The organism is Epilithonimonas sp. (assembly GCF_032055105.1).
In the GTDB taxonomy this organism is placed as follows: Bacteria; Bacteroidota; Bacteroidia; order Flavobacteriales; family Weeksellaceae; genus Epilithonimonas.
Window position 1 is genome coordinate 99,570 of record NZ_DAMBRK010000001.1, and the last position, 13,862, is coordinate 113,431.

General features: G+C 35.6%; 12 protein-coding genes. 8 read left to right on the forward strand and 4 right to left on the reverse strand.

The window, feature by feature from the left end; translation table 11 throughout:
* The first annotated feature begins 9 nt into the window (after positions 1-9).
* The 8 genes from RTY06_RS00420 (at position 10) to RTY06_RS00455 (ending at position 7,787) form a co-directional block, all read left to right on the forward strand.
* On the forward strand, positions 10-237 hold the full coding sequence (locus RTY06_RS00420) for a DUF6814 family protein (RefSeq protein WP_312821968.1): 228 nt from the start codon (positions 10-12) through the stop codon (positions 235-237).
* Positions 238-308: 71 nt separating this feature from the next.
* A complete protein-coding gene (locus RTY06_RS00425; protein WP_312821970.1) occupies positions 309-503 on the forward strand; it encodes a hypothetical protein in 195 nt (64 codons plus the stop codon).
* Entirely contained in the window at positions 496-3,177 is a 2,682-nt protein-coding gene (locus RTY06_RS00430) for an ATP-binding protein (protein WP_312821972.1), read from the forward strand. The genes RTY06_RS00425 and RTY06_RS00430 overlap by 8 nt, the downstream gene beginning before the upstream one ends.
* Positions 3,174-3,536 (forward strand): response regulator, encoded by a 363-nt coding sequence (locus RTY06_RS00435; RefSeq protein ID WP_312821973.1) that lies wholly within the window; start codon positions 3,174-3,176, stop codon positions 3,534-3,536. Before RTY06_RS00430 ends, RTY06_RS00435 begins: the two co-directional genes overlap by 4 nt.
* Before the next feature lie 112 nt (positions 3,537-3,648).
* The gene (gene acs, locus RTY06_RS00440) at positions 3,649-5,556 is read left to right on the forward strand and encodes an acetate--CoA ligase (RefSeq protein ID WP_312821975.1); all 1,908 of its coding nucleotides are present in this window, start codon (positions 3,649-3,651) and stop codon (positions 5,554-5,556) included.
* Between the two features lie 1,077 nt (positions 5,557-6,633).
* Positions 6,634-6,993 carry a hypothetical protein gene (locus tag RTY06_RS00445; protein ID WP_312821976.1) on the forward strand — a complete coding sequence of 120 codons (360 nt, stop codon included), beginning with the start codon at positions 6,634-6,636 and terminating at the stop codon, positions 6,991-6,993.
* Between the two features lie 367 nt (positions 6,994-7,360).
* Positions 7,361-7,537, forward strand: a complete 177-nt coding sequence (locus RTY06_RS00450) for a hypothetical protein (RefSeq protein WP_312821977.1) — start codon at positions 7,361-7,363, stop codon at positions 7,535-7,537.
* Positions 7,538-7,595: 58 nt separating this feature from the next.
* Positions 7,596-7,787 (forward strand): hypothetical protein, encoded by a 192-nt coding sequence (locus tag RTY06_RS00455; RefSeq protein ID WP_312821978.1) that lies wholly within the window; start codon positions 7,596-7,598, stop codon positions 7,785-7,787.
* Positions 7,788-7,847: 60 nt separating this feature from the next.
* On the opposite strand, the gene RTY06_RS00460 is transcribed toward RTY06_RS00455, so the two are convergent.
* The 4 genes from RTY06_RS00460 to cphA form a co-directional block, all read right to left on the reverse strand.
* Positions 7,848-9,692, reverse strand: coding sequence for a chloride channel protein (locus tag RTY06_RS00460; protein ID WP_312821979.1), 1,845 nt, complete (start codon positions 9,690-9,692; stop codon positions 7,848-7,850).
* Positions 9,693-9,767: 75 nt separating this feature from the next.
* Positions 9,768-9,938 carry a hypothetical protein gene (locus RTY06_RS00465; RefSeq protein ID WP_312821980.1) on the reverse strand — a complete coding sequence of 57 codons (171 nt, stop codon included), beginning with the start codon at positions 9,936-9,938 and terminating at the stop codon, positions 9,768-9,770.
* A complete protein-coding gene (locus RTY06_RS00470) occupies positions 9,925-10,896 on the reverse strand; it encodes an alpha/beta hydrolase-fold protein (protein ID WP_312821981.1) in 972 nt (323 codons plus the stop codon). Before RTY06_RS00470 ends, RTY06_RS00465 begins: the two co-directional genes overlap by 14 nt.
* Positions 10,897-10,995: 99 nt before the next feature.
* Positions 10,996-13,623: a cyanophycin synthetase gene (gene cphA, locus RTY06_RS00475; RefSeq protein WP_312821983.1), complete on the reverse strand. Its 2,628-nt coding sequence runs from the start codon at positions 13,621-13,623 to the stop codon at positions 10,996-10,998.
* Between the last annotated feature and the right edge of the window lie 239 nt (positions 13,624-13,862).

Consider the following 13,862-nt stretch of genomic DNA (forward strand, 5'->3'; position numbering starts at 1 on the left):
AACAAAAAAATGGACGGATTAAAAAAAATATTAGGCATCGTTTGGATTCTACTTGCATTGGTAGTTCTATACTTCGGACTGACAATAATGGGAATTCCTAAACTTACATCAGGAAAACAGGAAGATTTGGTATTCGGGATTATTATTGTATTTATCCTATTACCAATTGTTTCCGGAGGATTGGGTGTATTCGGGTATTATGCTTTGAGTGGCGATTATTCCGAAGAAAAATTGTAAACAAATCACTAAATTATAATTACAAAAACCACACATTTCAAATTTTGTTTTGTGTGGTTTTAAAATTAACAATGAAAAAGAGACACGAACAAAAACTGATTCTCTTGAGCTTTGGATTATTTATTTTATTCAGCGCTCCGATGATTCTTTTGTTCAACAGCGAGAAAGAATTATTCGGTTTTCCGATGATTTATATCTACATCTTTGGAGTGTGGATGCTTTCGATTATCATTTCGTTTGTCATTTTCAAAAAATACGATGAATAGCTACGCCTTATTTGCAGTTGTAATTCTCTATCTCGCCCTTCTTTTCTTGGTCGCACATCACGCAGAAAAAAAGAAGAGCAAGATTTGGGTGAACAATCCTTACATCTACGCATTGTCGCTGGCGGTTTATTGTACGGCTTGGACATACTACGGAAGTATTGGCGTTGCGGTGAATGATGGACTTGATTATCTTCCGATATATGTTGGTCCGATTATCATTATTCCTGCTTGGATTTATATCAATAGAAAAATTATCCGAATTGCGCGAATCAACAAAGTCAGCAGTATTGCGGATTTTATTTCTCTGCGCTACGGGAACAGTCGTTCGTTTGGAGCGATTATTACTTTGGTTTGCATTTTTGGGATTATTCCTTACATCGGACTTCAGATTAAAGCCATTTCCGAGACATTTCATTTGGTCACAAAAACTCCTATTTCGAAGGATTTGTTTTCAGATAATGCGACTTATGTAGTAGTTTTATTAGCATTATTTTCGTCTTACTACGGAACGCGTTATGTTGACGCATCCGAGAAAAGATTAGGAATAATTTCTGCTGTTGCGCTAGAAAGTTTTCTAAAATTAATTTTCCTAATTGTTCTTGGAATCTTCGTTACGTTTTTTGTTTTTGACGGATTTTCTGACATCTATCAAAAAGCAAGTCAATTTTCAGATTTTAAAGCTAAAAACACTTTTTCGGGATTGGAAGGAAGTATTAATTGGATTATTTTAAGTCTAATTTCAGCTTCAGCGATTTTCCTTTTACCGAGACAATTTCACACGACTATTGTTGAAAACAGACAGGAAAAACATTTGAAAACAGCGATTTGGTTTTTCCCTCTATATCTTTTGATTTTCAATGTTTTTGTATTTCCGATTGCTTGGGGTGGACGAATTATTTTTGATGGACATTCGGTCAATCCTGAGTTTTATTCGATATTGATTCCTCAGCATTTCGGTAATCAATTGATTACTGTTTTGGTTTTTCTTGGCGGATTGAGTTCATCAATTTCGATGGTTATTATTTCAAGTATTACTTTATCAATTATGTTATCCAACAACCTTATTATTCCTTATGGTTGGCTGGATAAATTCAAATCCGATAATGATATAAAAAACACCAAAAGTATTACTAACATTAGAAAAATAAGTATTTTCATTCTGATTGTAACCGCTTTTATTTTTTATAAATTTTTCATTTTACAGAACAGTTTATATTCTGTAGGATTGATTTCTTTTGTTGTGATTTCTCAACTAGGACCTTCATTTTTCGGAGCGATTTTTTGGAGACGAGGAAGTTACAAAGGAGCTGTTTTCGGATTGATTGGCGGATTGATTATTTGTTATTTCGGATTAATTATTCCGCAGTATTACTTCTCTTACAATCAGGAATTCAAAGGATTTTTGATCGAAATGTACGATTGGTTCAGCTTTTTCAACATTCCTTATTTAGATAGTATTTCTCAGATTTTCTTTTGGTCGATTTTGATCAATATGATTTTATTTACAGTGATTTCCTTGAGTCAAAAAGGCGATTATCGAGAAAGAAATTTTGCCGAAATCTATGTTGACGTTGACAGATATATTCAAAATCACGAGAACGCTTTTATCTGGAGAGGGAAAGCTTATGTTTCTGATATTCGAAATATCTTAGTCAAATTCCTAGGCGAAAAGAAAACCGAACAGGCAATGCGGATTTTCAATCTCAAATATAACATTGATACTAGAACTGAAACTGCTGATGCGAGATTTATTAAGTTTTCAGAGAATCTTTTATCGGGAAGAATTGGAACCGCTTCTGCAAAAATCTTGATTGAAGGTGTGACTTATGAAGACAAAATCTCTTTGAAGGAAGTTTTGGAAATCCTAGAAGAATCCAAAGAAAATATCAGTCTTAATAAAAAACTGACAGAACAAAGCAGAGAACTGAAACAACTTTCTGATGAATTAAGCTCTGCCAACGAAAACCTTATCTTCAAGGATAAACAGAAAGATGATTTCTTGGATTCTGTTGCACACGAACTCAGAACACCTCTAACAGCCATCCGATCTGCTGGTGAGATTTTGGCTGACGACGATGATATTCCGTTAGACATCAAGAGAGAATTCCTCAATAATATCATTACAGAATCTGACCGATTGAATGAAATCATCAATGATATTCTTTACCTCGACAAGCTTGAACACGGAGAAATCACTTTGAATATCGAAACCAATGACATCATTGAAACCTACCAAAAAGCCCTGAATCCAATCAGCCATCTTTTACATCAAAAGAATATTCATCTGAGCGAAGTCAATCTTTTAACAGAAACAAAATTCGAATATGATGAAGCGCGATTGATTCAGGTTTTTCAGAATATTTTAGGAAATGCTTTGAAATTCACGGATGAGCAAGGAACAATCCAGGCAAAGTTTCAGGAAAAAGATAATCAATTGATCATAAGAATTTTCAATACAGGAAAACAAATCCCAGAAGATGACCTCAATCTGATATTCGATAAATTTTATCAATCCAGAAATCAGAATATCAGAAAACCTTTGGGAAGCGGATTGGGATTGGCGATTTGTAGAAAAATAATGCAAGCGCATAAAGGGAATATTTCTGCTGAAAACAATGGTTTAGGAGTAAGTTTTGTATTGAAACTCCCTTTAAACAAACAAAAACAACAATGAAAAAGATATTAATAGCAGACGACGAACACAAAATCCTGATGTCTTTGGAATACAGCTTTAGGAAACAAGGTTACGAAGTCTTCATCGCAAGAGACGGAACCGAAGTTTTGGACTTATTAAAAACCATAACTCCAGATGTCATTTTACTCGATATTATGATGCCAAATCTCGACGGTTACAGCACACTGAACGAAATCAAAACAATGGAAAACCTCAACCACACCAAAGTGATTTTCCTAAGTGCGAAAACCAATCCGAAAGACATCGAAAAAGGTTTAGAATTAGGTGTAGATGCCTATGTCACAAAGCCTTACTCTATCAAGAAATTGATTCAGCAGATTGAAGAGATGCTTGGGTAAAAAGATACAAGGCAAAAGTAAAAAGACACAAGAAGAAAGAGAAAAGATAAAGAAGGCTTCGAGTGCCTCAGCCTGACAGTAATAAAGATTTAAAATTAAAAATATTAATAATATGAGAAATTATCACATTCAGAATTTACAGGATTATTTCAAGGAGTACAAAAAGTCAATCAAGAATCCCAAGAAGTTTTGGGATAAAGTAGCGGATGAGAATTTTGTGTGGTATCAACGTTGGTCCAAAGTCGTGGATTACAATATGGAGGAAGCCAACATCAAATGGTTCAAGAATGCTAAACTTAATATCACCAAAAACTGCTTAGACAGACATCTTTCCGTAAGAAGTGACAAAACCGCTATCATCTGGGAACCCAACGACCCGAAAGAAGAAGCACAACATATCAGCTTCAACGAACTTTACGAAAGAGTTAATAAAACCGCGAATGTTCTAAGGGAAATGGGCATCCAGAAAGGAGACAGAGTTTGTATCTATCTGCCGATGATTCCTGAACTGGCTGTCACAATGTTGGCTTGTGCTAAATTAGGAGCTGTTCACTCGGTGATATTTGCTGGATTTTCTGCTTCTGCTGTGGCATCCAGAGTGAATGACTGTGGAGCGAAAATGGTCATCACTTCAGACGGAAGTTACAGAGGAAATAAAGTTCTTGACCTGAAAAGCATTGTGGATGAAGCTTTGGAAAAAACACCAACCGTAGAATCTGTTTTGGTGGTGAAAAGAACCCACAACGATGTGAAGATGAAAGAAGGCAGAGACCACTGGATGTCGGAGTATTATGACAAGGCTTCTTCGGATTTTGTTACGGTAATTATGGATGCGGAAGACCCGTTGTTTATTCTTTATACATCAGGTTCTACAGGGAAACCAAAAGGAATGCTTCACACCAACGCCGGTTATATGGTTTACACGGCTTACACGTTCAAAAATGTTTTTAATTACAAAGAGAATGACATCTATTGGTGTACGGCGGATATTGGTTGGATTACGGGACACTCTTATATTCTTTATGGTCCATTATTGAATGGCGCAACGACTGTTATCTTCGAAGGGATACCGACTTTTCCTGATGCAGGGAGATTCTGGGAAGTGATTGAGAAGCATAAAGTGACTCAGTTCTATACTGCTCCAACTGCTATCCGTTCTTTGGCGAAAGAAAGTGTGGAATGGGTAGAGAAGCACGACCTTAGTTCTTTGAAAGTCATTGGTTCGGTTGGAGAGCCTATCAATGATGAAGCTTGGCATTGGTACAACGACCACGTTGGAAAGAAGAAATGCCCTATCGTAGATACTTGGTGGCAAACCGAAACTGGTGGAATCCTGATTTCTCCAATTCCATTTGCTACGCCTACCAAACCAACTTATGCGACACTTCCATTACCGGGTATTCAGCCGGTTTTGATGGATGATAAGCGTAACGAAATCACAGGAAATCAGGTAACCGGAAATCTTTGTATCCGTTTTCCTTGGCCGGGGATCGCGAGAACGATTTGGGGAGATCATCAACGTTACAAGGAGACTTACTTCTCGGCTTTCCCTGGGAAATATTTCACAGGGGATGGTGCTTTGAGAGACGAGGTGGGTTATTACAGAATCACGGGTCGTGTGGATGATGTGGTGATTGTTTCCGGTCACAATCTTGGAACTGCTCCTATTGAAGACAGCATCAACGAACATCCTGCGGTGGCTGAATCTGCAATTGTGGGTTACCCGCACGACGTTAAAGGAAACGCCTTGTATGGTTTCGTGATTCTGAAAGAATCCGGAGAGGTAAGAAACAAAGAGAACTTGACAAAAGAAATCAACCAGTTGATTTCTGACCAGATAGGTCCTATTGCGAAGTTGGATAAAATCCAGTTTGTGTCTGGGTTGCCGAAAACCCGTTCCGGAAAGATTATGCGTAGAATACTGAGAAAGATTGCGGAAGGCGATTACTCTAACTTTGGAGATACTTCTACTCTACTGAATCCAGAGATTGTGGATGAGATTAAGAATGAGAGAATCTAATTTCAGATGGGAGACGGATAGATGAGAGATGATAGGCATTACTAATCTGTGGGCTTGGAGCTGAGTTTTATATTTTTGGGCTTCGAGAGCCTCAGCCTGACAATGACTTTAGACCTTAAATTATAAAGCAAAGACCATCCAAAATCGGATGGTCTTTGTCATTTTCAATGTACCAATTTGTCACTTGAAGTGATCCATCATATAGAGAAGTTGGGGTTTGAGGTTACTAAGATTATCGATACAATTTTTCTCCGCTGGGCCGCGAAAAATCATTCGGACTTACGGGATATTTCTAAGATTAAAGATACATTTTTTATAGGATGTTTTAATAAAAAATCAATTGAAGAGAGAGTTGGAGTTATTTGAGTAGCGCTTGTGTACTCTTTCTGTACCCATTGTAGTATCTAACTCTAATTTTGTTCCAGTACTGGTCTATTACTAGTCCATTGTTTTATTGGACTCTATTGGACTTGTATTGGACTTGCTCTTGTAGAATTGGAGATATTGAGCAATGTTTGTATTGTAAAGTTAAGTAAATATTTTGACTGAAAATGATTTTAAATAGTAATCATTAATTTATTGAATATGAGGATATTCTTTAAATTTGGTTTCAAACTAATCTTCTACTGAAAACAAATGATTAAATTTCTATTTACTAGATTTCTATTAGCAATCTTATCTTTTAGCTATACACACGAACTTCTAAACAACTGCCCAGAAAAGGAATATCTTGCAGAGATATCCTATACCCGATTCTACCAGATAGGAATTTTTCAATATGTTTATCAGTAAAGAAAATTGATAGTCGCGGATAATAAATCCTCGATATCAGAAAGCAAGTATAATACTTTGTAATACGTTTAACTTTAATAACTAATCCCTAATAAAATAATGATATGACACATAAGAAAATATCGAATAAATTTATTGAGTCAATTCTTCAAGAGTTTTCAGAAAACAATGGTCTAGAGAACTTAGAAGAATTTAAAAAAGTTTGAGCATTTAAGTAATTATTTAACTATTTCAAAACATCATCCTGAAGCATTTGATTCGATTGAAGTATTTGAAAGCGTTGATATGAACTCAGGCTCAAACTATGGAATAGATGGAGGTGCAATATTAATAAATGGAAATTTATTAAGTAACCCATCAGATATAGAACTATATTCTAAATCTAGAAAACTTGAGGTAATAATTGTTTTTAATCAATCAAAAACATCTGCTAGTTTTAACTCTGGAGATATTTCAAAGTTTGGAAGCGCTGTTCAATTTTTTTTTAAAGAAACTTCTTCAATTGCACTTAGCCAAGAATTAATTGATTTAAAAGCTTTATACAACACAGTCCTTGAACCTAATAATATAAGATTCATAGATAGAAAGAAATTTCCAGAGCTTGATTTGAATTTTTATGACTACATCAAGCCATCAACCAGATGAAGTTACCAGTAGGGTGGCAAAACAAATAGAAAAAATATAAAGTCCTCAATTACTGATATAGCAGAAATTAAATGCAATCTATTTGGAAGTGACTGCATAAATGGTACATACGACGATTTAGCAAATAACTACACTGTAAAAATAAAATTTGATAAAAAGCTAGAATTAGATTCAATTAAAGATATTTCAGGCTCATATATTGGTTATCTTGATTTTGCTAATTATCTTGAGTTAGTAACAGATCAAAACCAACAAATACGTAACAACACATTCTACGAAAATGCACGTGACTTTCAAGGTATTGAAAATAAGGTAAACAATTGATAACAAAGCCAATTATCCTACTCTCATCCATTATCATCACAGTGTGGGACGTTCGCGTTTTTTCAGTTCTATTTACCGAATAGAGTATGAGAATTTTTCTAATGAAGATGCGAGAGCTAATGCGCGTTATCTTTGGGAATTGAGTGGTAATTTTTCTAAGAATTCTTCAAAAGGTCAGTATCTTATTAATTATAAAAAGAGAACTCACAACAATCATTGATGATTTGAAGAAACAAATTCTTATTTTAGCAACAATAACTCATTAAAAACTAAATTCTATGGAAAAAGGAAAAGCACCCGTATTCACAATGTGGATTGTAGCTCTGATTGTGGGAGCTGCGTTATACAAGCAAATCGATTTTAAAACCTTTACAGTGGAAAAGCAGGCTTTATCGGCTCTTTATGCTGTGACTTTTATATTTGCTGTCGGGGTTTTGATAAGACATTACACCAAAAAGACTGAGAAATAACAATCAATCTATTTACATAAAAAAAAACGTTCTTCAGCAGAACGGTTTTTGTTTTATTAATTATTCAGAATATAATTTCAGTAATTGTCTATACCCGATGAGGATTGCTGATTTTGAGATAAAACCAATGAATTTGTTATTCTCATCTACAACCGGCAGATTCCAATAGCCTGTATCATCAAAAATCTGAAGTATTTCCAGAGCTTTATTCTCCTGATGAATAATAGCAGGCGGCGCTTTCATAATTTTAACAATTGATAGTGAGTCAGTTTCTTTTGAAAAAAGATAAGGTCTGATATCATCCAGATTAAGAATTCCTTTGAGTTTACCAAGATCATCAATAACGGCAAAGGTATTTTTGTTACCGTTTTTTATCATTTCGAATAACTCTGTAATGGATGCATTGACATTAATCGTTTGAGATTGAAAATCAATATAATCTTTGGTACGTAGAGAAAACAAAAGGTTTTTATCGTGCTTGTTGGTGAAGATTTTTCCTTGGTCTGCAAGAGATTTTAGTTCCGGAGAAATTGGAGAGAAACGTTTTGCCATTAGATAAGAAATTACCGAGACAATCATTAACGGAATGAAAAGGTCATATCCAAAACTGGATTCGGCAATTAGGAAAATCGCTGTCAATGGTGCGTACAGAATTCCGCTCATTGCTCCTGCCATTCCTACCAAAACAAGATTGGTCAAAGGAACATCTTTGAAACCCAATTGTTGACAAACTACCGCAAACAGAAAACCTGCAGTTCCGCCCGCAAAAAGCGAGGGTGCAAAATTCCCCCCATTCCCCCCACTGAAAATCGTGAAAGGTGTAGCGAAAGCTTTCAGAATTAAGACTAAAATCAAAAAGATAATAATCGTAAAATTCTTGAATTCAAAATATCGGAACAAACTGTTTTCGATAATCTCAAGTGTATCGCCATTCGTAAAAGCTTTAATCGTATCATAACCTTCACCAAACAATGGTGGAAATAATACACATAATAAAGATAAAACCGCTCCACCAAACATCGCTCTCCTAATTGGAGACATCTTGAGTTTCTGAATAAAATGTTCTACTTTCTGAGAAACAATAACAAAATATCGTGCATATAACCCTGTAACAACACCTAAAAGAAGATAATACGGTATATTCTTATAATCAAAAGCTTCTCTTGTATAAAACCTAAATAATATATCTTCCTGCAATAATATCCTGGACAGCAAACTTCCACAAACCGCAGCTACAACCAAAGGAATAAAATCTGTAAAAACCACACCAGTCAGCAGAATCTCGAAGGCAAACATCATCCCCGCAATCGGCGCATTGAAAGCCGAAGCAATCCCCGCAGTTGCACCTGCCGCCAAAAGTAATGTTCTTTCTTTGTAACTCAGTCTGTAAGTCTGTGCGTAGTTGGAACCAATCGCAGCTCCGGTTACAGCAATTGGACTTTCCAAACCAGCTGAACCACCTAAACCTACAGTAATTGCACTCTGAACAATCTGAGAATACATTTTTACAGAAGAAACAATACTAGAATTTTGCGCAATCTCATATAAAATTGCACTGATTCCTTTCCTATCCTGTCCTTTGAAAATAGCTTGAACAACCATAGTTGTTAAAACGATTCCTAAAAACGGAAATACAATGTAGAACAGAATCTGATATTCGAAATGAACTTTGTGCGTGATGAAATAATGGATATTATGAACCAATGTTTTCAGAATCACGCCTGCCATTCCTGCTGTAAGTCCCACCAAAATACCTGACAAAAGTAGAAACTGATTTCTGCTCAAACGGGTGTTGAGCCAATGCAGAATCAATTCATAACTGCGTGCTTTTTCCAGACCAAACTGTTGAAAGTCTCTTTTGAATTTTAAAAAGCTAAGGTATTTTTTTCTAGTATGAATCTTCACAACCGTGAGTTTGAATGCAAATATACCAAATGAAAAAGCGAATAACGAATCTCTTTCTTTATCATCAATTTATTATTAAAAAATCTTCTGCACAAATTCATAAAGACAACGTCTCCAAGTCAGCCATTCGTGGTAAGTTCCGACGGAATTATATTGTACAAAAGGATATTTATTTTGAATTAAATAATCATTCAATAAATTATTATAATTAATGAAACGCTGGTCTTCTTTTTCACCAATTCCCATAAAAAAAAAAAGGTTTTGATTTCGATTTCAAAAGATTATCAATAGGCAATTCTTTGAAAGGCTGACTTTCCGTTCCTTCATAAATCACCGGACTGAAAGAACCAATGGCAGAAAACAATTCTGGATAATCTACCCCGATGAACATCGCCTGATAACTTCCTCGGGAAAGTCCCGCAATTGCTTGTTTTTTATTAGTCTTATATTTCTTATTGATGTAAGGAATCAGTTCATCCACCACAATCTTCTCAAGATTTTTTGTTGAGAGAACTGTTCTTGGATAATCATCGGGTAATTTTTCTTGTTCAGGATTCAGAGCAACGCCGTAATCCAATACGACAATCATTTCTTCTGCTTTTTTATCTGAAAAAAGATTATCTAAAATATTACCGATGTAACCTTGCTTTTCCCAGCCTGTGATATCTTCACCGGTTCCGTGATAGAGATATAGAACAGGAAATTTCTTTGTTCCATAATTTGGTGGCAGATAAACTTTGAAGTTTCTTTTTCCTTTTGTAATTTCAGAATCTAAACTATCATCAACAATCTTTCCGTGTTTTACATTTTTCTCAAAAAAGAAATCTTCACCGGAAGGAACTTCAATTCCGCTTGTGGGCTGTCCATAACCGAAATAAAGTTCTGTGTTTGGGTCATTAGTTCTTTTTCCATCCACATTGAACCAATAATAAGGAAAGCCAATTTCTAAAGATGAAGTAGTGATTTGCCAATTCCCATATTTATCTTTTGAGGAAGTTGAAGCCAATTTCTGCATTCCATCTCCGCCTTCCAAAATCACAGATTTAGCATCTGGAAAATTAACTTTGAACAAAGCTTTTCTATCTTTATTTATTTTCGGAAACTCTTTTCCTGCTTTTGCAGTTGAAGAGGTTTTATAATTCTGTGAAAATAATAAGGTTGAACTTAGAACAAGAATTGAAGTTATGATTTTAAAGCTTTGCATTGAATCCGTTTTAAAGAATGCAATTTAAGGATTATTGTCTCAATTATGTTAAATAAAAACCGCTCGAAGTTGAGCGGTTTCGATTGAAATATTTGAAGTTTAATAATTCCCTTCGTCTTGCAATTCTTTGTTCTGATAATCCTGAACCAATTCAATCGCATTATGTATGACATCACTGAGTGCTGTAATAAAAGTACCTTCTTCTGCCAAGCTCATAGCATGTTTCAACGCATCAATTTCTTTTGGAATGATTTCGTAACTCACATTTTTATCTACGCTTTGAATTCCGTCTATAATCAACCCGTTGATTTCGTCTTCGGTTCTCCCTCGCAGATGTTTTTCATTTCTAATGATAATATGGTCAAACATTCTCGCAGCAATTTTTCCACATTCTCGGATGTCATTATCACGTCTGTCACCCACACCGGAAATGATTCCGATTTTTTTGTTGGATTCTACATTTTTCAGATAATCTTCAATTGCTTCATAACTTGCTGGATTGTGCGCAAAATCAATCATCACTTTGAAGTTTTTGAATTTGAAGACATTCAGTCTGCCCGGAGTCAATTGTGCACTTGGAATAAACGTTGTCAAAGCCAAAGCGATATTCGGAATTTCGAAACCGTAAACATAGGCTGCAAGAGACGCTGCAAGAACATTCGCAATCATAAACTTCGCTTTGCCTTCCATCGTAATCGGAATATTCTTAACACGCTCGATTCTGATTTTCCACTCTCCTTTTTTAATCGTCACAAATCCATCTTCATAAACGCAGGTAATTTTTCCTTCTTTAGCAAATTTCTTGATATGAGGATTATTTTCATCCAAACTAAAAAGTGCCACTTTTGGACGCAAATCATCCGCTAATCTCATCGAATATTCGTCATCAGCATTCAAAATACACCAACCATCTTTTTTAACGCTGTCCAAAACCACCCGTTTAACTCTGGTCAAATCTTTAAGATTATGAATATCACTCAATCCTAAATGGTCTTCCTTGATATTAGTCAAGACACCAATATCACAGCTTCCAAAACCAAGTCCTGAACGCAGAATTCCGCCTCTAGCTGTTTCTAAAACTGCAAATTCAACAGTTGGGTCTTTCAGAATAAATTCAGCTGACATCGGTCCTGTTGTATCTCCTTTCTCCAATAATGTATTCTGAATGTAAATCCCGTCTGATGTAGTAAAGCCAACTCTTTTCCCATTATTTTTAACAATGTGAGCCAATAGTCTGGTCGTTGTCGTTTTTCCGTTAGTTCCAGTCACCGCAATAATCGGAATTCTAAATTCTTTTCCTTGAGGATAAAGCATATCAACAACCGGCGCAGCTACGTTTCTCGGCAGACCTTCACTCGGCGCAAGATGCATTCTGAATCCCGGAGCGGCATTAACTTCCAAGATAGCGCCGCCACTTTCTTTCAAAGGCTGAGTTAGATTTTCTGCCATAATATCGATTCCGCAGACATCCAATCCGATAATTCTTGAAACACGTTCAGTCATTTGAACATTTTCGGGATGAATCATATCTGTCACATCAATCGACGTTCCTCCAGTTGAGAGATTCGCTGTTGATTTTAAATAAACGATTTCTCCTTTTTGTGGAACAGTTTCAAGAGTATAATTTAATTTCTCAAGAAGTTCGTTGGTGTCTTTATCAACATCAATTTCCGTCAGAACATTCTCGTGTCCGTAACCTCTTCTTGGGTCTAGATTTTCTTTATCAATTAATTGCTGGATATTCAGTTCGCCATCGCCGACTACGTGAGCAGGAACTCTTCTCGCCGCTGCAACCATCTTGTGATTGATGACCAAAACTCGGAAATCAAAACCTGTAATATATTTTTCAACAATGACTTTTCTTGAATATTTCTGAGCGTGTTCTAAACCAATAACCGCCGTTTCGTAATCCTTGACATTGATGGAAGCGCCTTTACCGTGATTCCCATCCAACGGTTTCAGAACCAAAGGATAACCGATTTTTTTGATGACATATTGCAAATCTTCTTCGTCAACAACCAAATCTCCTGACGGAACAGGAATCGCTGCATCTTCCAGCATCTTTTTTGTCAGTTCCTTGTTGCAGGCAATATCAACCGCAATACTGCTTGTATTTCCTGTAATAGTCGCTTGAAATCTTTGTTGATTAATTCCATAACCCAGCTGAACTAGCGAATTTTTCCCTAATCTTATCCAAGGAATTCTTCTCGAGGCAGCTTCTTCCACAATACTTCCTGTAGAAGGTCCCAATCTTTCTCTCTCTCGGATTTCTTTAAGATTATGAATACATTTTTCAATATCATATTCTGTGGAGTTCATCAATGCTTCGGCAATTTTTACCGCTTCTTCTGCTGCAAAAACGCCTGCACTTTCTTCAAGATAATTGAAAACGACATTGTAAACACCTGGTGTTTTGGTTTCTCTAGTCCTTCCAAACCCAACATCCATTCCTGCTAAAGTCTGAATTTCCAAAGCAATATGTTCTATAACGTGTCCCATCCACGTTCCCATTTCTACTCTTTTGAAAAAACCACCTTCAACCCCTTCGGAACATCTGTGAGAAATCAACGATGGTAAAAGCTGTTCGATTCTTTCTCGGAAACCTTCAATTTTGTTGGTTGGAAAATGCTCGGTTTCTTCCAAATCCAAGCGCATTTGTATTAATTTTTTTCTTGTGATGCTCCAGATGTTGGGACCTCTCAAGACTTGTATTTTTTCTATTTTCATATCCTTTTTTCGCTATATCACATTTCTATTTTATCAAAGATAACGGAAAAGCTTCAAAATCAATAAAAATCAGAAATAATTATTTTAACATAAAATGAATTTTTCATCAATTTGTAAAAACAATTAACAAATCGTTAATTTTAAAACACAAAACAATTCAAATAAGTCATTAATTATTAAAAGTTTAAATCTTATTTAAGGATTTTTACACTGTTAAGATTATGTTTATTCTATAATGA